The 17,272-nt window shown below is 71.3% G+C and carries 16 protein-coding genes and 1 pseudogene; 3 read left to right on the top strand and 14 right to left on the bottom strand.

Annotated features, from left to right (window positions below):
* Positions 1–63: 63 nt before the first annotated feature.
* Both IE271_RS18280 and IE271_RS18285 read right to left on the bottom strand, forming a co-directional pair.
* Entirely contained in the window at positions 64–690 is a 627-nt protein-coding gene (locus tag IE271_RS18280; RefSeq protein WP_190191419.1) for a DoxX family protein, read from the bottom strand.
* A gap of 535 nt (positions 691–1,225) precedes the next feature.
* A complete protein-coding gene (locus tag IE271_RS18285) occupies positions 1,226–1,918 on the bottom strand; it encodes a response regulator (RefSeq protein WP_190191420.1) in 693 nt (230 codons plus the stop codon).
* 587 nt (positions 1,919–2,505) lie between these two features.
* Between IE271_RS18285 and IE271_RS18290 the strand changes: the two genes are divergently transcribed.
* The 3 genes from IE271_RS18290 to IE271_RS18300 all read left to right on the top strand — a co-directional run bounded on the left by IE271_RS18290 (position 2,506) and on the right by IE271_RS18300 (position 5,267).
* Positions 2,506–3,063, top strand: coding sequence for an Rv1733c family protein (locus IE271_RS18290; protein WP_229919395.1), 558 nt, complete (start codon positions 2,506–2,508; stop codon positions 3,061–3,063).
* Positions 3,064–3,602: 539 nt separating this feature from the next.
* Positions 3,603–4,316 (top strand): CBS domain-containing protein, encoded by a 714-nt coding sequence (locus IE271_RS18295; RefSeq protein ID WP_229919396.1) that lies wholly within the window; start codon positions 3,603–3,605, stop codon positions 4,314–4,316.
* A 624-nt stretch (positions 4,317–4,940) separates the two neighbouring features.
* Positions 4,941–5,267 (top strand): adenine nucleotide alpha hydrolase family protein, encoded by a 327-nt coding sequence (locus IE271_RS18300; RefSeq protein ID WP_190191421.1) that lies wholly within the window; start codon positions 4,941–4,943, stop codon positions 5,265–5,267.
* A gap of 632 nt (positions 5,268–5,899) precedes the next feature.
* On the opposite strand, the gene pflA is transcribed toward IE271_RS18300, so the two are convergent.
* From pflA to IE271_RS18360, 12 genes and pseudogenes are all read right to left on the bottom strand, one after another.
* Entirely contained in the window at positions 5,900–6,682 is a 783-nt protein-coding gene (pflA, locus tag IE271_RS18305; RefSeq protein WP_190191422.1) for a pyruvate formate-lyase-activating protein, read from the bottom strand.
* Complete coding sequence (pflB, locus tag IE271_RS18310; protein WP_190191423.1) at positions 6,679–8,937, bottom strand: formate C-acetyltransferase; 2,259 nt, start codon at positions 8,935–8,937, stop codon at positions 6,679–6,681. Before pflB ends, pflA begins: the two co-directional genes overlap by 4 nt.
* A gap of 260 nt (positions 8,938–9,197) precedes the next feature.
* Positions 9,198–9,767, bottom strand: coding sequence for a hypothetical protein (locus IE271_RS18315; RefSeq protein WP_190191424.1), 570 nt, complete (start codon positions 9,765–9,767; stop codon positions 9,198–9,200).
* Between the two features lie 303 nt (positions 9,768–10,070).
* Entirely contained in the window at positions 10,071–10,697 is a 627-nt protein-coding gene (locus IE271_RS18320; protein ID WP_373308789.1) for a class I SAM-dependent methyltransferase, read from the bottom strand.
* 91 nt (positions 10,698–10,788) lie between these two features.
* Positions 10,789–11,052, bottom strand: a complete 264-nt coding sequence (locus tag IE271_RS18325; protein WP_229919397.1) for an RRQRL motif-containing zinc-binding protein — start codon at positions 11,050–11,052, stop codon at positions 10,789–10,791.
* Between the two features lie 483 nt (positions 11,053–11,535).
* A pseudogene (locus IE271_RS18330) lies at positions 11,536–11,802 on the bottom strand (LLM class flavin-dependent oxidoreductase); the annotation flags it as partial.
* A gap of 486 nt (positions 11,803–12,288) precedes the next feature.
* The gene (locus IE271_RS18335) at positions 12,289–12,843 is read right to left on the bottom strand and encodes a hypothetical protein (protein ID WP_190191426.1); all 555 of its coding nucleotides are present in this window, start codon (positions 12,841–12,843) and stop codon (positions 12,289–12,291) included.
* A gap of 313 nt (positions 12,844–13,156) precedes the next feature.
* A complete protein-coding gene (locus IE271_RS18340) occupies positions 13,157–13,522 on the bottom strand; it encodes a PIN domain-containing protein (protein WP_229919398.1) in 366 nt (121 codons plus the stop codon).
* A 17-nt stretch (positions 13,523–13,539) separates the two neighbouring features.
* Positions 13,540–13,803: a hypothetical protein gene (locus IE271_RS18345; protein ID WP_190191428.1), complete on the bottom strand. Its 264-nt coding sequence runs from the start codon at positions 13,801–13,803 to the stop codon at positions 13,540–13,542.
* A gap of 575 nt (positions 13,804–14,378) precedes the next feature.
* Positions 14,379–14,687: an antibiotic biosynthesis monooxygenase family protein gene (locus IE271_RS18350; protein ID WP_190191429.1), complete on the bottom strand. Its 309-nt coding sequence runs from the start codon at positions 14,685–14,687 to the stop codon at positions 14,379–14,381.
* Entirely contained in the window at positions 14,684–16,294 is a 1,611-nt protein-coding gene (locus tag IE271_RS18355) for a class I adenylate-forming enzyme family protein (RefSeq protein WP_229919399.1), read from the bottom strand. The genes IE271_RS18350 and IE271_RS18355 overlap by 4 nt, the downstream gene beginning before the upstream one ends.
* Complete coding sequence (locus IE271_RS18360) at positions 16,275–17,237, bottom strand: aromatase/cyclase (RefSeq protein WP_190191430.1); 963 nt, start codon at positions 17,235–17,237, stop codon at positions 16,275–16,277. The genes IE271_RS18355 and IE271_RS18360 overlap by 20 nt, the downstream gene beginning before the upstream one ends.
* Between the last annotated feature and the right edge of the window lie 35 nt (positions 17,238–17,272).

Raw genomic sequence — 17,272 nt, forward strand, 5'->3', positions numbered from 1 at the left:
CCTTGCGTCCGGGACGACCGGGCCGGCCGGGAGCCCGCACGGTGCGTCCGCCGCGGATGCGGCTCAGCGGAGCCGGCGGTGGGTGCGGACGAGCGGGAGCCTGCTCCAGAGCCTGCCGAGGCCGAGGCCGTCACCGGCCGAGGTGACGGCGAGGGCGACGAGTGCGACCGCGTAGATGAGGTGGTCGACGAACGGGTTGGCCGACATGCTCGGCGAGCCGTCCGAGAGGTGCCGGGCGGGCGGCCGTTCGGCGACCCACATCAGCGCCGTCATCACGCTGCCCGCGGCGGCCGCGAGCCGCAGGGCGACTCCGGCGGTCAGGGCGGCACCGACACCCAGCAGTCCCAGCATGAACAGCCAGTCCGCCCACGCGGCGCCGGCCCAGGCGTGGAAGGTGGACTCCGTCGGCCCGACGGCCACGGAGCCGAGGAAGCCCTCCGTCGGCGAACCGCCGTCGATCCAGCCCTTGCCGGACGGCGTGGCGTACCCCGGTCCGAAGGTCTTGTCGAGGAACGCCCACAGGAACACGAAGCCTGTGAGCAGGCGCAGCGTTGCGAGGGCGTAGACCCGCGCAGGGTGCGCTGCCGCGTCGCTGCGTGCCGGCACGGCCGACCTGGTCGCGGCCCGGTTCCTGCGCGCCGACGGCGGGTGGAGGCCCGCGTTCTTGAGTGAGTGTTCGTGTACGGCCATGGCGGGGTTTCCTCGGGAGCGGTCCGGTGGTTGCCGACATGACCACTCTCGTGTCCGGCACCGGTCCGGTCCGGACGCCGAAGGTCCACGACCATGGGGCCGAAGGGCCCTGATCGCCGGGACCGCCGGGCCGGGCATGCGCGGCGGTACCGTGGGAGCCGGCCAGGAAATCGGCTCCCCCCGGCGAACAGGCGCAGCGGCCCGGTCACTTGGCCGAAGAACTCCCTGCCGTCTGCTTCTCGGCCGGGCAGAACCAGGGTTTCCACGGGCTCGCGTTCCGGCCGGCGGGAAGGCCGCCATCACCTGAGGCCGACAAACCACGCCGAAGTCGTCGGGCTGCGGTCGCCCGTAGCCACGTCCGGGATTCTCACCGCCAGGTCACCGGCGCAGGCCCACCCGGTGGGGCTGCGCCGGTGCAGGCGTCACGACGCGGTGCACTCCGCATTCCGGCCACGGTCGTTCTTGGCGCGGGCATCCGGAATCCTTGGTTTCGGAGCGGGAAGGCGCCGGTGCCCGGCTTCGCCCTCCGACGGCTTCAGTTCCTCCCGCTCTGCAAGCGCTCCTGGGTCTGGGTGGCGATGACGGCGGCCTGGACGCGGCGCTCCACGCCGAGTTTGGCCAGCAGTCGGGAGATGTGGTTCTTCACCGTCTTCTCCGCCAGGTACAGCCGCTGGCCGATCTGCCGGTTGGTCAGCCCTTCGCCGATCAGCGCCAGGATCTCCCGCTCCCGGTCGGTCAGGCCGGGCAGGACGTCCGGCTCCTCCTGCTCCCGTCCGCCGTCCCGCAGCCGCGCCATGAGCCTGGTGGTGGCGCTCGGGTCGAGCAGCGACTGGCCACGGGCCACCGTGCGCACCGCCGAGACCAGGTCCGAACCCTGGATCTGCTTCAGGACGTATCCGGACGCCCCCGCCATGATCGAGTCCAGCAGCGCCTCCTCGTCGTCGAAGGAGGTCAGCATCAGGCAGGCCAGCTCCGGCATGCGCGAGCGCAGCTCCCGGCACACGCTCACGCCGTCGCCGTCCGGCAGGCGGACATCGAGGATCGCCACGTCCGGGCGCAGGGCGGGCACGCGGGTCAGGGCCTGCTCGACGTCGACGGCCTCCCCTACCACCGTGATGTCCGCTTCGTCGTTCAGCAGGTCGTGCACCCCGCGCCGCACCACTTCGTGGTCGTCCAGCAGGAAGACCCGGATCGAGGTGTCGGAACCGGTCTGCTCGCTGTCCGCCATCGGCTGCTCCTCGTGGTGTCGTCCTGCCGCCAGGGTCGCCCCTGCCCGTCGAACATACTTCCCCATGATGGAAAGGCGAGACCAGAGCCGATCGGCCCTGATGCCCCATCCACGTCATAGAACACAGTTGACCGCTGTCTTCGCTGTGTGACGCCGACGCGTCAGAAATCCGCTCACAGCACTGGCGGTTCTGATCGTGACCGCGTCACAGCGGCCCGTAGTGCCGTCGCAGGCCGGTCGAAGACGTGCTCCACCTGCACGGCAGGTGGGAACACATGTCCCGGCCCCGGCGGTGTCGGACTGTCCCGCGTCAACCGGGGCGACCGCCATCGCGCCGACCGGCTCGCAGGCCGGCGGTGACACGGCCGGCAGTACCGTGTGCGGGTGATGGCATGTCGGCCTCGGTGCCGAACGCCGGGCGGGCGGACACCGGCGGCGAAGGGGCCCGAAGGGCCCTGCGCCATCGCCTGGTCGGCCCAAGCCGCATCCCGCTCCCGGCTGCCATCTTCTTTCTCATGACATCGAAGAAGCGGCGCGCACCGATGCCCGTGACCAGGAGGACCGGCGAGAGGTCTCACCGTGGGAGAGTGAGGCTGTGGAGGTGGCGGCGCAATCCGCTGCGGCGGCGCGGCGACATCATCGAGGCGTGGGTCATCCTGGCTGTCTGGGCTGTCGTCCTGGTGGGGAGCACGGTCGCGGCTGTGACGACCTTCCGTGCCGCCGACGCCATGTACGCACGGCAGCGAGCCGAGCGGCATCCGGTGAGCGCTGTGCTGGTCACCGACGCATCGTCCGTCGCCGGAGACGAGGACGCCTCCGGCGACAAGGTTCCGGCGAAGGTGCGCTGGACGGTTCCGGGTGGTTCCTCCCGTACGGACAAGACCCTGGTGGATGCCGGTCAGACGGCCGGTACCCGGGTCACCGTCTGGGCTGACGCTCGAAACCGGCTGGTCACCGAACCGCCGACGTCCGCCGAGGCCGTCTTCGAGGCCGCCCTCCTCGGAGGCGCCGCCGCGTTGGCCCTCGCCTGTGCGGCCATCGGCGCCGGGGCCGCGGCTCGCCATGGGCTCGCTCAGAGGCGCATCGACTCCTGGGGAGCGGCCTGGGAGCTCGCCGACCCCCGGTGGGGGCACCGAACCGGTTGAGGCGAGGCTGCCGTTCGTGTCAAAAGACGCGGCGCGACGCAGTACGCCCTGCACCCGAGCCCGCGCGTAGGACGGGGGACCGGCGTCACACGTCAAGGCCGCTGTACCGGCCGCTGCGAGCCCCCTTGCCCGTTTCCCGCGTGCTCCGAGACACCGCGGCACGCCCGCTGACCGCTCCGGTTCCGGCTCCGCCTCGGTACCTGCCGGCGCCATCGCGAACACGTCGTGGAGCGCGCTTCGCTCACCCAGCCGCTCCTTGGAGAGCGAGCGAGCCGCACCGTGAAGGGAAGAGCAGTGGCAACCGGCGGCAAGGCATCGCGCCTACGTATGTGACAGGTGGAAGGTCAGGGCGCTTCGGCCCGGGTCCCCGGGCCTGCACGGCCCGCTGTCCGGGCGCATCGACCCGTGGGCCGCACATCGCCCGGGCGGCAGGCTGGAAGAGCGGGCCCGCGAGCACCGGCCGTTGCGGCCGGCACAAGGCAGACGACACCGGTGAAAGATCCGCTTCTTTCTCGGTGCCCGTGAGGGAGGACAGAGCCGTGAAGACGCACATCGTCGGCGAGATCATGACGACCGAGGTGGTTCAGGCCCGGCGGCAGACCCCGTTCAAGGAGTTGGTCCGGCTGCTGGACCGGCACCGGATCAGCGGTCTGCCCGTTGTGGACCACGACGACAAGGTCGTCGGCGTGGTCTCCGGAACCGATCTGGTGCGCGGGCAGGCGGCCCGGGCCCGTGCCGGCCTGGACTCCCGCTTCCGGCCGTCCCGCCTTCGCCGCCTCACCCGCAAGGCGGCCGCCGGGGGACGCGGCACCACCGCCGGAGAGGTGATGACGGCGCCCGCCGTCACGGTGCACCCTGAACAGGGTGTCCCGGACGCCGCGCGCGTGATGGAACGGCACGGCGTCGAGCGGCTGCCCGTGGTGGACGAGGAGGACCGGCTCATCGGCATCGTCACCCGCCGTGACCTGCTGCGGGTCTTCCTGCGCACGGACGAGGACATCCGCCGGCAGGTGGACGGCGACGTCCTGGCCGCTGCCTTGGGCCTCCCTGCAGACGCCGTGGGTGTGTCCGTCCGGGACGGCGTGGTCACGCTGGCCGGGTGCGTGGAGCACCGCAGCGACATCCCGACGGCAATACGCTCGACCTGGCGTGCAGAGGGCGTGGTCGGTGTGGTCAACCGCCTGACGTACCGCGTCGACGACGTACAGCCGTCTCCGCCCGCCCCCCACGCGGCCACCCGTCCCCAATCGTGATCGAAAGGTCCGGCCCGGTCGTGCGGAGGGCGTCACCGATCGCGTTCGGGGGCCGGACACCGACTGCTCGGAACGGGCGCAGGGACAGCAGGAGTTCCTCAACGGCTGCGGGAAAGGCCCCGGCCGCGGAAGGACGACACGGCCGGGGGCGCAGACGGTGCCCGCACGGCCCAGCCCCCTCGTGGACGACCTGCGCGCGCCTCGTCCGCGACGACCGCCGGAACCTGTTCGGCGGTCCGCCCGGCATTGCCCCGGTGTGCCGCCTGTCCCTGGCCGGCCTGCATCCGCAACGCGTCGATCAGCCCGGGCGGCAGAGGCCGCAGGTCCCGCACCCGGTCCAACCAGCCTCGTCGGTATCGGGCGGCACTTTCTCGGCTCCGGCCGGCCTCGGGGATCCGGGGCGCTGCAGGACTTTGCGCCGCCGCCATGGCATCCAGTGTGGCTCTGACGGCGGCGTTCCAGCCGGTCGACGCACATGCCCCCTTCAAGGAGCGCTCCGGGCAACGGGCTCGACGCCGTGTGGCCGAGGCTTTCCCCGCCTTCGCCGCCCCGCCCCCGGCCCTTGGACCCAGCGGTCCGGGCCGTTCAGCCTCTGCCCTCGCCCCGTCCCGGGGCAGCAAGGTTGTGTCCAGGGGAGGGCTCCTCCCGATACGTGGAAGGAGAGCGTCATGCACCCCCTTCCCCGCGCTGGAGGAGGACCGTGCCGACCGGGAGGACCACGAGGTCCGGCTCCTGGCCGACGCGCTGCGGCCGTGGCGGGAGAAGTATCCGACGGTGCCGGTCTTGGAGGACGTCGTGCTGCTCGACCCGGCCGAAGCCCTGATCCGGCGCACCGGGTCCAGTTCCCTGGTGGTCATGGGGCAGCCCAGCCGGCGGGCGGACACCGTGGTGGAGGCGCTGCTGCGAGAGGTACGGTGCCCGGTGGCGGTCGTGCCCCCGTCGGCCGGGTGAGCGACCTCGAGAATGTGCGGGGACCCGGCCGGAGCGGCGTTCCCGCTGCCCGGCGCGAGCACCGGACCGAGTGCCCGAACACCACGGCCCGAGGTGTGCGCTGCACTGTCCCGACCGCCTGGCACGCCCCCGGTGAGCTGCCGCCGGTGGCGTCACGGCGGCACAGGTCACGACGGTGGCCCGGCCGGTGCAGGCGCTCCTGCGGTCGTGTGCACGGTGGCATCGTCCGGTACGGGCTCTTTCCGCTCTCCGCCCGACACGCCTCGTGTGCTACGGGTCGTCCTGCGCCGTTCGCGTACTGGTGTCAGGTGCTGACTCCGGCTCCGCCGGGGACCCTGCCGCCGGACGGCCCCGCGGCAGCGCGTTCCGGCCGTCCTCCATGCCGGGGCCTGCCGGCCCTTCCGAACGCCCCGCCGTTGCGGATCGTCTTCCACCACGCCCGAAACGCACACCGAGCCGCGAACGTCTGTCACAAAGCACCGCACCGGTCGGACGGGGCGGTGACACGGCCCGAGCCGGACGGCATTTCAGGGTGCCGTCGGCCTTCGCCGTGCCGGATGCGGGGCAAGGACACCCGTGGCCGGGAGTGCCAAAGGACACGGCGCATCCGGCCGCCCCGGCCGGCGGACGGATCAGTAGGCGCTCAGTCCACGGGCGAGGAACTGCTCCCTCACCTGCTGCACCAGTTCGGGAGCGGGGGCTGGGGTGTCCCGCAGCGGGAAGGGCAGGCCGAGGGCCTCGTACTTCGCCGCGCCCAGCTTGTGGAACGGCAGGACGTCCACCCGGTCGACGGCGCCGAGGCCGGACAGGAAGCGGGCCAGACCGTCGATGGCCCTCAGGTCGTCGGTCCAGCCGGGAACCAGGACGTAGCGGATCCATGTGCGCACGCCGAGCCGGTTCAGGCGGGTGGCGAAGTTCAGGGTGGGGGCGAGTTCGCCGCCGGTCAGCCTGCGGTAGGTGGCGAGGTCGAAGGATTTGACGTCCAGCAGTACCAGGTCGGTGTCGGCGAGGAGACTGTCGGTGGCGCGGGCCCCGAGGAAGCCGGAGGTGTCCAGGGCGGTGTGCAGGCCGGCCTCCTTGCAGCGGCGCAGCACGGCGGCGGTGAAGGCGGGCTGGAGCAGGGGCTCCCCGCCGGTGACGGTCACTCCCCCGCCGGCGGTGCTGAGGAAGTTCCGGTACTTGTCGATCCGCGCCATCACCTCATCGACGGTGGCCGGGCGGCCGTCGCGCATGTGCCAGGTGTCGGGGTTGGCGCAGTACAGGCAGCGCAGCGGGCAGCCGCTGACGAAGAGCACGAACCGGGTCCCGGGACCGTCCACGCCGGTGGACAGGTCCCAGGAGTGGATCCGGCCGACCGCCGCAGGCCGCGCCGCGGTCTCGTGCGCAGCGGCCTGCGCCGCCCTGGTCTCCTTCACAGCGATCCGTGGAAGGTCCGGCTGATCACGTCGAGCTGCTGCTCGCGGGTCAGGCGCACGAAGTTGACCGCGTACCCGGAGACCCGGATGGTCAGCTCGGGGTACCGCTCCGGGTTCTCCATGGCGTCCTCCAGCGTGGCCCGGTCCAGGACGTTGACGTTCATGTGGAAGCCGCCCGACGCCATGTAGGCGTCCAGGATGCCCACCAGGTTGGCCGGGCGTTCCCCGGGAACGTGGCCGAGTCCCTCGGGTGTGATGGTGGTGGTCAGGGAGATGCCGTCGCGGGCCTGCTCGTAGGGCAGCTTGGCCACCGACAGCGCCGAGGCGGCCACACCGTGCCGGTCGCGGCCGTTCATGGGGTTGGCGCCGGGCGCGAAGGGCTGCCCGGAGCGCCGGCCGTCCGGGGTGTTGCCGGTGTGCCGGCCGTAGACGACGTTGGAGGTGATGGTCAGTACGGACTGGGTGTGTTCGGCGTCCCGGTAGGTGGGGTGCTTGCGCACCTTCGCCATGAACGACTCCACCAGCCCGGCGGCAAGGGCGTCGGCGCGGTCGTCGTTGTTGCCGTAGGCCGGGTAGTCGCCCTCGGTGCGGTAGTCGACGGCCAGACCGGTGGTGTCGCGGATCACCTTCACCCGCGCGTGCTTGACGGCGGACAGGCTGTCCGCGGCGACGGACAGGCCGGCGATGCCGCAGGCCATGAAGCGGTGCACGGGGTGGTCGTGGAGTGCCATCTCGATGCGCTCGTAGGCGTACTTGTCGTGCATGTAGTGGATGACGTCGAGCGCGTTGACGTAGGTGGCCGCCAGCCACTCCAGGACCTGGTCGTAGGCGGCCGCGAGTTCCTCGTAGTCCAGGTACTCGCCGGTCAGCGCCGGCATCGCGGGGGTGATCTGCTCGCCGGTCATCTCGTCCCGGCCGCCGTTGACCGCATACAGCAGCGCCTTGGCGAGGTTGACGCGGGCGCCGAAGAACTGCATCTGCCGGCCCACCGCCATGGCCGACACGCAGCAGGCGATCGCGGTGTCGTCGCCGGTGTACGGCCGCGTCAGTTCGTCCGACTCGTACTGCACGGCGCTGGTGTCGATGGAGACGCGGGCGCAGAACTCCTTGAAGGCGGCCGGCAGTCGCGGCGACCACAGCACGGTCAGGTTCGGCTCGGGCGCGGGGCCCAGGTTGTACAGGGTCTGCAGGAAGCGGAAGGAGGTTCGGGTGACCAGGGGGCGCCCGTCCTCGCCGATGCCGCCGATGGACTCCGTCACCCAGGTGGGGTCGCCGGAGAACAGCGCGTCGTACTCGGGCGTGCGCAGGAAGCGCACGATCCGCAGCTTGATCACGAAGTCGTCGACCAGCTCCTGGGCCCGGGACTCGTCGATCACGCCGTCGTCCAGGTCGCGCCGGAGGTAGACGTCCAGGAAGGTGGAGGTGCGGCCCAGGGACATCGCGGCCCCGTTCTGCTCCTTCACGGCGGCGAGGTAGCCGAGGTAGAGCCACTGCACGGCCTCGTGCGCGGTGGCGGCGGGCCGGGAGACGTCGCAGCCGTACGCGGCCGCCATGCGGGTCAGCTCGCCCAGGGCCCTGATCTGCTCGGCGAGTTCCTCGCGGTCGCGAATGACGTGCTCGGTGGAGGGCTCGGCGTCCAGCAGCGCGCGCTCGGCCCGCTTGGCGTCGATCAGCCGGTCGGTGCCGTACAGCGCCACGCGCCGGTAGTCGCCGATGATCCGGCCCCGTCCGTAGGCGTCCGGCAGGCCGGTGATGATGCCGACCCTGCGGGCCGCCCGCATCGCCGGGGTGTAGGCGTCGAACACCCCGTCGTTGTGGGTCTTGCGGTAGGTGCCGAAGACCTTCGTCACGAACGGGTCGGCCTCGTAGCCGTACGCCCTGAGGCTGTTCTCCACCATGCGGAGCCCGCCGTTGGGCATGATCGCGCGCTTCAGCGGGGCGTCGGTCTGCAGGCCGACGATCAGCTCGCGCTCGCGGTCGATGTAACCGGGAGCGTGCGAGGTGATCGTCGACGGGGTGGCGGTGTCGACGTCGAGGACGCCGCGGCGCCGCTCCTCGGGAAACAGCGCGCGGACCTTCTCCCACACCGTGCGGGTGCGGTCGGTCGGCCCCGTCAGGAACGCCGCGTCGCCTGTGTACGGGATGTAGTTGGCCTGGATGAAGTCGCGCACGTCCACGTGCTCGCGCCAGCGCCCGCCGGCGAAGCCTCGCCACGCCTCGGCCGCCCGGGACCCGATTGCCGCCGTTGCCGTCATCGCCGGTCTCTCCCTCACTGTGCGCAGGAACTTCCGCACTTCCGATCCTGGCCGCCCGCGCCGCTCCCGAGCAGGGCCCCTCGGCACACCCGGCGCCCGCCGACCGGCCCCGGGCGGCTGGGCCCTTCGGCCCCGGAGCAGTTGACCGATCCGGCAGCATTCAGGATCGTCGTGCCCCGAAGCTGTCCGTCTGCGTTCCGCCGGCGGTTCCCCGGCCGACGCGGGACGGTCGCGGAACACTACCGGCGTGGGGCGGAGCATCAGGCCGACCGATCCGGTACGGGTGCTGCCGCGGGCCGGGCGAGCACGCCCATTCCACCGGCGAGCGCGAGCGTCAGGCGGGCCGACGGGGACGGCTCGCCGACGGGTGCGAGGCTCTGGCCGACAGACGCGGACAGCGGCTCGCCGCGCGGGAGAGCCCGCTCGGCCGCGAGCCCGTGTCCTGCACCGGCCTGTTCCGCACCCTCGCGAGCGCGCGTATGAATCGGTGCAGTACCCCTGTGACCTGCCGGCTGCAAGCCAGGACCGGCGACCGCAGTGAAGATGTGCTGCGCCGCGCCGCAGCACGCGGCCTGCGCAAGCAACGCACCGTTGAGCAGGAAACTGACGCCTTCGCCGGACAACGGCGCGCTCCCGCGCGGACGCCTGGGCGGCGGCGTGCGCCTCATGAGCCCGACGAGCGTTCCCCCAATGATCACTACCGTCCACATCACCAGCGTGGCCCAGACCTCTACGGCATCGTCGCGGCGCCGCAGGGGGCTGGCCCGCCAGCGCCACAGCCGCCTTGCCGCGCTCTTGCCCACGCACATCGCCGTTCCTTCCTCGTCCATTTCGCTGGCCCTTCGCCGGTGGCAGCGCGACCTGACACGTGACAGGGACCGATGAGACGGCTTCCCGGGCCCACCGGACTTGCCTCACCTGTGGCGGGTCACGTCCGCCGAGGCGGTGTATGACGGCCACTCGGCGGTCTCGTCGTTGGGGCTGTGCGGTGAGTTCGGTGGGCGGGGCGGTGTGGGTGGTTTCTGACTCGATCGGGTGGCGGCGGGCCCGGGCGAGGAGGTCGCGGCCCATGGAGCGGCGGGCCTCGGTTCACCGATCAAGTCCCGGAGAGGCTGGCTCGTGAAAGCCCGAGGCTAGGGGCGGCGGGCCAGCAAGTGGGTGTCGAGGAAGCCCCGCTCGGAAGCCGGGTCATGAAGCAGCCGAGCAACCGTGACGAGCCCGGCTCCGGCCAGCAACTCGGCGAACCGGTCCGCCGGCCAGCTATAAGCCGGCGCCACCTTGTGATCGAAGCGGACCGGCTCCGGTGCCTCGGTCCCGAAGAACGAGACCAGGAGCAGTCCTCCCGGTGCCAGGACACGGGCCTGCTCGGCGAGCAGCGCGGGCAATTCCCCGGGCGGAGTATGGATCATCGAGTAGTGGGCCAGCACTCCGCCGAGTGCGCCGTCCTCGACCGGCAGTGCCTCCATGCGCGCCTCGTCGAACCGCAGCGCTGGGTGGGCCCGTCGAGCATGGTCGACCATGGCCGGGGAGAGGTCGAGCCCGAAGGCGTCCAGCCCCAGGTCGTGCAGCATGGCCGTCAGATGTCCGGGCCCGCACCCCACGTCGGCCGCCCGCAGGTTCCCCGTCCCGCGCACCAGCTCGGCGAAGGTGCCGATCATGTTCCGCGCGAACGGCCGCGTCTCCAACCGGTTGGCGAACATCGACGCATAGAGCTCGACGACTCCGTCGTAGGCCGCCCTGGTCTCGATCTGATGTTCCATCACGGGGAGGAAGCTAACACCCGCGCCGTGCGCACCCGTTCTCCGACCCCGCGCCGACCCCGTCTTCAGGAATTGGCACCCCGGCGCAAGATCACAGAACAACCCTGGTAGTTCGGAGAAGCCACGAGCCGAGGGTGCGCAGCGGCAGAGCGTGGTGATAACGCCGGCGGCAGACTGGGCACGTGGTGCGAGCGGCCACGGCCCTGTCGAGCGCGGCTTCCTCGGCGAGCGTCGTCGGCAGCTTGGGCTCGGCCCGGTCGGTGCGGTACAGCCAGGCGGAGCGGCGGCCGCCGCGGCACTCGATGCGGGCGACGGGCCCCTGGCCGCCGGGGCGTGCACGGTACGCGCGGTGCACGGCGCGTACGGCACGCGCTGGGACTCCGGCGGGCGGTCCCGTCGAACGGGACGCGATGCAGAAGTGCCGGAGGTGTACGGCGCTTCCCGGCGCCCGGACCGGGGGCCGCACGACACCTCTTGCGACTCCGAGCGCGGCGCGTCTTGCAGGGCGGCGGGCGGCACGGCCGGTGGACGGCGCCGTGCTCCTGGTCGTCGTCGGCGGTGCACGTCATTGCGTTGACGTACCGGCGCTGGCGGAGACGTACAGGACGACCGCGGCCGGGCTCGCGGGCGGCCGCATGACATCTCGTGCAGCGCGGATCGGCCAGGGTTCCGTCCGGGACGAAAATGCGGCGGCCCGGTGGCCGCCGGCGCCGCCGTCGGCACGGTGGGTGCGCGCCTGCCCTGGCTACGAAGCGACCCCCGGCACTTTCCCCGCCGGGGTCGCTTCGCTCTGCCGGGGTCAGGGCCCGGCGATGAGCCACAGGATCAGTGCAGCGTCCAGGTCGCCACCGGTCATCCGATCCGAGGCGGCGGCCTGCCTGGCGAGGAGGGCTGTGTCGCGCGACGGGGCGAGCAGCACCTCGGTCTGGACGCGGATGCGGGAGGTGGCGCCCGCGAGGACGGCAAGCGCGACCAGGGGTTCGGGGTTGCGGTGGACGAGTCGGTCGAGCAGGCCGAGCGTGCTGAAGGGCCCTGCGTCGGCGCGCTGGGCCCAGGCGAGCAGGATGGCAGGGTCGCCGACGGGCAGGCCGATACCGACGTTCATGAAGGAGACCTCCGAAGGGAAGGGTCGGCAAGGACCGCTGCCGCCCCTCCGGCACCTCGGTGAGGCGGGACGCTCCCGCTCTGCGGCGTGCTTCTGGGGAACGTCTCGTCGAAGTGGTCCCACATCGGGGTGAGACGGTTCGGCGGGACAAGCTGATCTGGGCCGGCTCCCGGCCCAAGCGGTTACAGGCAGGACGTACCGGGGACCGGATGCACGCGGTGTGACAGGGACGCCCGAGCGGTCGGGACGAGCAGCGGCAGCGTTCCTGCGGGCCGGCGCTACGGTGGTGGTGCTGGTGCACGGTTCCCGCGTGCTCGTGCACGACGGGACAGCTCCCCGCCCCTGGGAGCGCGCCGGCCGACCGCGCGGCATCCCACGCCCCTCGGCGGACAGGCCGGACGCGCGGCGCGACTGCGCGAAGTCGAACGCTTCCGCCAAGGCGTTCAAGACGCTGAACAACGCCGGACAGCACGCCAGAAAACCCCATCACCGACAGCACCCCCGGACGAACCCACCCGACAGGTGATCACGGAGCAGCGTCCGGCTGTCGTAAACGCCGCGCTGGACGTTCGACTCGCCCAGTGCGCTCAGGCCGCCCGGTCCGGCGATTGGGCCCTGCGGTCGCCGGGGTCGGGGTGGTGCCGGCGAGGGAGACTTCGGCCCCGCTCCGGCGGGTGCCCAGCCGGTCTTGGCGCAGGTGGGAATGTCGTACCAGCGCAGCCAGCGGAACCAGGTCCGGGCCATGACGATGGCCAGGGGCATCATCAGCCAGGTCAGGATGCGGAAGCGGATGCGTTCGTCGGTGCGGATGATGCCGAGGTAGCGCAGCCCCTGGGCCCGGCCGAGGAGGAAGGGAATCCAGAGCACGCTCAGCGGGGGCATGTTGTCGTAGGCGATGGGTTCCACGACGAGCAGCCAGACGGTGTTCGTCTGGGTGAGGACCATCCGGGTCCAGCGGACGGCGTGCAGCCCACGCGGATTCGACCGGCCGACGAAGGCGGCTCCCGGCCACAGGCTCGCCCGTCGGGCGTGATCCTGCATGCAGCCCCGGGCTGGGAAGGGGGGATTCCGGCCGGGGCCGCGGTACGGGTCGTGGAAGGGGCGGTCGCCTACGCGGCGAGAGGCATCGCAGGGCTTCAGCCGAACGATCGTCCCTGCAAGCAAGAGGTGAGGCCCGGGGACACTGTCCCCTCCCACGACCACACCTGTCACGACGCGAGGTGGGACACGGATGCTCCCATTGCCGACCACCTTGCCGCCGGGTGTTGCACCGCATCCCGCAACGTTCGCCATGATCGCCGGCCGTCGGCCGGGACAGATCCTTGCTGTGCCGGGACGGAGCGTCGTGCCGGGTTCAGCGGTTGAGGTCGAGACAGGGCACGCGGTGGTCCTCGTAGGCTTTCGGGTCGACGGTGGCGATCAGTGCGTCAGCTCCCCATTCGGGCAGGTGGCGCACGGCGTGAACGGCTGCGGCGACGCCTATGGGCGTACCGTTCCTGCGCATCTGCGCCACGGCGAGCACCGCCGGATAGTCCAGATCGACGGTGTGGATGACCTCGAGCTGGCCGACGTGCTCGGCGATCCCCGGATGCTCGGCGTCCGCCTCCAGAACCGACAGCACCGGCGCCCACAGGCGCGTCTCGGGCTCGAAGTGGGCCCGGTGGATCAGCGCCGACACCTGCCGGTTGCCCGAGAGAGCCAGCAGCGTGGGGGCGTCCATCACCAAATGATGCTGGATCACGCGGCGGCGCCCGTCTGCCGGGCGAACGCCTCCCGCAGCCTGCGCCCCATCTCGGCGCTCTCCCCGTCCGTCACCTCGACGCCGAAGTGTTCCGCCAGGTAGGCGCGGGTCCGCTCGGCCCGCTCCCGGCGCTCCTCCTCGGTCAGAGTGGTCTCAGCGAATTCCTGCACCAGGGAACGGATCGAGGTTCCCCGCGACTCCGCAAGAACCGCAAGGCGGTCCCGCACCTCTGCCGGCACACGGATCATGGCATCAGACATGCGAGCAGTATACGCCCACGTATACGCCCTTGGGCGAGGGAACCGTACACAAGCCCGCCAGAAAGCACCGACCGGTCGAGAAGTACGAGACATTTCTCTTCGGCCTGCCGGCTCAGACACGTTCCGGCTGCATGGGCCGACCCCATGCGTACCCGTGTCGACAGCCGGTGCGCACCACCGGCTGCGCAACCGCAGCGCTCCTCCATGGGCACCATTGCCTGCACAACTGAACACCGCATAGCAGTCGCCGATCCGTGCGCTGTCCTGTCCCTTCGGACCGTTGCCGCCGGCGCCTCCGTCCTCTGGCCGATCACCGTGCTTCCACACGGATCTTCTGGCCCACCTGCGACGTGGCGCCGACGGCACACGTTTGCCAGAGGGCTGCCGCACCAACCACCACGCCGCAGATCGGACGCCGGCACTCATCAAACGTCAGAAGTTCGTTGGGCACATTCCCAACCCGGTTCGCGCCTCCGCAGGCACAACGGGCACGCCCTCAACAGGTGCGCACGTGCCCCGGTGAAGCCGGGTCCGCGCGCGTCCTGTGCAATCTCCGGAGCCGTGCCGCCTCTCGGCTATGCCCGTTCGGTGGGGGCCGGCGCGTCTTCCTCCAGAATCTCGAAGAGGTCCGGCTCGGGAGTGGCGAGGCCGCCGAGGTCCTTCACTTTCTCCTGAAACGCCTCCGCCTGCATCGCCGCGCGGTGCGATGCGGCGTCGGTCCACTGCGCGGTCTCGATGAACACCTGCGGATTGCGCAGCGAGCGGTAGAGGCGGTGACCGATGAATCCCGGTTGGCCGCTCATGTGGGCGGTGATTCCCTTGAGTGCCTGTTCGAATGTGGGGACGTCGCCGTGCACGGTGAGCCGGTTGATGACAGTGATCATTGAGATCCTCCATGGAACGGAGTGAGGGACGAATCATGGGCGAGGTCGCTGACGCGTTCGCGTAGAGCGCGGCGGAGAATCTTGCCGTTGGGTGAGCGCGGGATGCCGTCCACGGAGTCGATGTACTCCACGTGCTGGTAGTACGGCAGCTGCCGGTTGACATAGCCGGTGATGTCGGCGAGTTCGTCGGACACTGGCTGTGCCTGCGTCTGCGTGGCGAGAACGACGAAGGCATGAGCCACGGCACCGCGGTAGGGGTCGGGGTGGTCGACAACGGCACAGTCCCGTACGGCCGGGTGCTGGATGAGGACCTGCTCGATCTCGGTGGGCGAAACCACCCAGTTCTCGTACTTGAAGACGTCCTTGAGCCGATCGGTCAGGAAGAGGTTGCCCGCCGCGTCCTGGTGACCGACGTCTCCGGTGGAGAACCAGCCCTCGGCGTCGGTCGGCGGATCGGCGGAACCGAGGTAGCCCCGCATCACCTGTGGTCCGCGTACCTGGACCTCGCCCGGGCGGCCGGGCTCGACCGGAGCGCGGGTGTCGATGTCAACGACCCGGCACTCGGTGCCTGGGACCACCCTGCCCACGGAGCCCGGGACGGGCCTCGACGGACGCTGGCAGTGGGTGAGCGGGGAGGTCTCGGCCAGGCCGTATCCCTGTACCACCGGTACGCCCAGGTGGCGGGCCAGCGTGCGGGCCGGAGCGGGCAGCAGGGCGGACCCGCCCGAGAAGACGGCGCCCACTGTCTGCAGTCGCAGTTCCGGCAGGCGCGGGTCGGCCGCCAGGTGCGCCAGCCGTACCGGAAGGCTGTAGAAGTGCGTGGCCCGGTGGCGGTTGGCCGCCTCCACCGCGGCTGCCCCGTCGGCCTCCGGGACCAGCACCTGGGCCGCGCCCGCCCACACCGCCGAGTTGAGGTGCATCGGGTGGAACAGCGGCAGGTGGTTGAGCGCCACGGAGTTGCTGTTCAGCTCATGGACGGCGGCGATCTGGACGGCATTGACGACGAGGTTGCGGTGCGTCAACTGCACGGCTTTGGGTTCGCCGGTGGTACCGCTGGTGAACTGGATGCACGCCACGTCGTCCGGGGCTGGCCCCGGGCCACCCCGAGGTGGTCCGGGGCGGGCGACATCCTGTGGCGACAGTACGGTAACCGGGTTCGGCAGCCGCCCGCGGATCCGCTCGACGCGTGCGGCCACCTCGGGCGGGGCCACGACGACTGACACTGCCGCGCCGGCGAGAACGTGCGCGAGGGCGTCCTCCCGGAGGAAGGGATTGACGGTCGCGACCACCAGGCCCGCCCGCATCGTGCCGTAATAGGCGACGGCGAAGGACGTCGTCAGGGCCGACACGACGCCCACGACCGCGCCGGGGCGGCCCGCCGCTCCGGCAAGCACCGCCGCGCCGCCGTCGACCAGTGCGTCGAGCTCGGCGAAGGTGACCGTCTGCTGCGGCGTGCGCATGGCTATTCGTCCGGGCAGCGCGGCGGCGGTCCGCCGCAGCAGCCCGTCCAACGGCACCGCCGGGACGTGGGCGAGCGCAGCCGGGCCATCCGGCACGCTGCCGAACACGGACTGCTCGCCGGTGGGCTCAAGCGGTGGCGCCGGCACGGGCACGCTCCTCGGCGAACTGCTGCGCGTAGCGCAGGGTCTGCAGGCTGTTGGTGCTCAGCACGCGCCGCAGGTACCTACGGGCGTCCGCGACCGTCGTGCCCTCGCCCAGCAGCGGCAGGGCGGACGGCTTGATGGTGGCGGTGTGCCGTGCGTGCGCCACCACGCCCTCCGGTGTTTCGACGAAGACCCAGTGCCCGGTATGCGCGTCGAGCAGGGCAGGCAGTCCGGTCTGCTTGTAGACGATCTTGTTGTGGGGCAGGCAGATCCGCACCGAGCGGGTCGTGTGCGCTCGGCCGTCCGGAGTTTCCGTGTGCATGTCGAAGAATTGGATGCCCGGGGTCTTCTCGGTGAGATCCAGCTTGCCCACGTGCGGGACGCGCTCGGGCCACTTGTCGGCGGCGTAAAGGAACTCGTAGACGTCCTCCAGGCGTCCGCCGATGAAGAGCGGGTCCTCGAAGGAGATCACCCGGGGCTCCAGTTCCTCCCACGCCGTGGCGGTCTGCCGCAGTGATTCCAGCTGTCCGGGAGTGCGGCCGTCGAGCTCCTCGGTGACCGTACGCGCGGCGTCCTCCGGGGAGTCGTCACGCAGAGTGAACTCATGGGTGACGACGACCTCCGTGGTGGATGCCGCTTCGGACGAGAACGTCCAGGTGGCGCGCATGGATGCGAGCGGCGCGTCAGGTTCCACCTGGTCCAGCACGATGCGGGCCGCTTCCGGGTCCATCCGTCGCCAGGCGTCCCAGGTGTGGACCGAGGAATCGCCGGTCAGCGCCCACCGCCGGACCAGTTCCGCGCCGTCGTCGGCGCGCTCGAGGATTTCGGCGTGCACAGCGGGGGCGAAGTGCTGCGCCCATGCGTCGAGGTCGGCGATCAGCGCATAGCAGCGCTCGGCGGGGGCCTCGATGGTGACGGCGTGCCGTACGAGATGGGTGCGGGACATGTTGTTCCTCTCATGGTGGGACCGCTTTGGGGCGG

Origin of the sequence: Streptomyces minutiscleroticus (assembly GCF_014650875.1) — a bacterium.
Lineage (GTDB): Bacteria > Actinomycetota > Actinomycetes > Streptomycetales > Streptomycetaceae > Streptomyces > Streptomyces minutiscleroticus.

Excerpts from the sequence above, each read along its gene's own strand:
- IE271_RS18360 (WP_190191430.1), bottom strand. The coding sequence starts at position 17,237 with ATGTCCCGCACCCATCTCGTACGGCACGCCGTCACCATCGAGGCCCCC.
- IE271_RS18335 (WP_190191426.1), bottom strand. The coding sequence starts at position 12,843 with ATGCAGGATCACGCCCGACGGGCGAGCCTGTGGCCGGGAGCCGCCTTC.
- IE271_RS18320 (WP_373308789.1), bottom strand. The coding sequence starts at position 10,697 with ATGGAACATCAGATCGAGACCAGGGCGGCCTACGACGGAGTCGTCGAG.
- IE271_RS18345 (WP_190191428.1), bottom strand. The coding sequence starts at position 13,803 with ATGTCTGATGCCATGATCCGTGTGCCGGCAGAGGTGCGGGACCGCCTT.
- IE271_RS18315 (WP_190191424.1), bottom strand. The coding sequence starts at position 9,767 with ATGGACGAGGAAGGAACGGCGATGTGCGTGGGCAAGAGCGCGGCAAGG.
- IE271_RS18340 (WP_229919398.1), bottom strand. The coding sequence starts at position 13,522 with ATGGACGCCCCCACGCTGCTGGCTCTCTCGGGCAACCGGCAGGTGTCG.
- IE271_RS18285 (WP_190191420.1), bottom strand. The coding sequence starts at position 1,918 with ATGGCGGACAGCGAGCAGACCGGTTCCGACACCTCGATCCGGGTCTTC.
- pflB (WP_190191423.1), bottom strand. The coding sequence starts at position 8,937 with ATGACGGCAACGGCGGCAATCGGGTCCCGGGCGGCCGAGGCGTGGCGA.
- IE271_RS18280 (WP_190191419.1), bottom strand. The coding sequence starts at position 690 with ATGGCCGTACACGAACACTCACTCAAGAACGCGGGCCTCCACCCGCCG.
- IE271_RS18350 (WP_190191429.1), bottom strand. The coding sequence starts at position 14,687 with ATGATCACTGTCATCAACCGGCTCACCGTGCACGGCGACGTCCCCACA.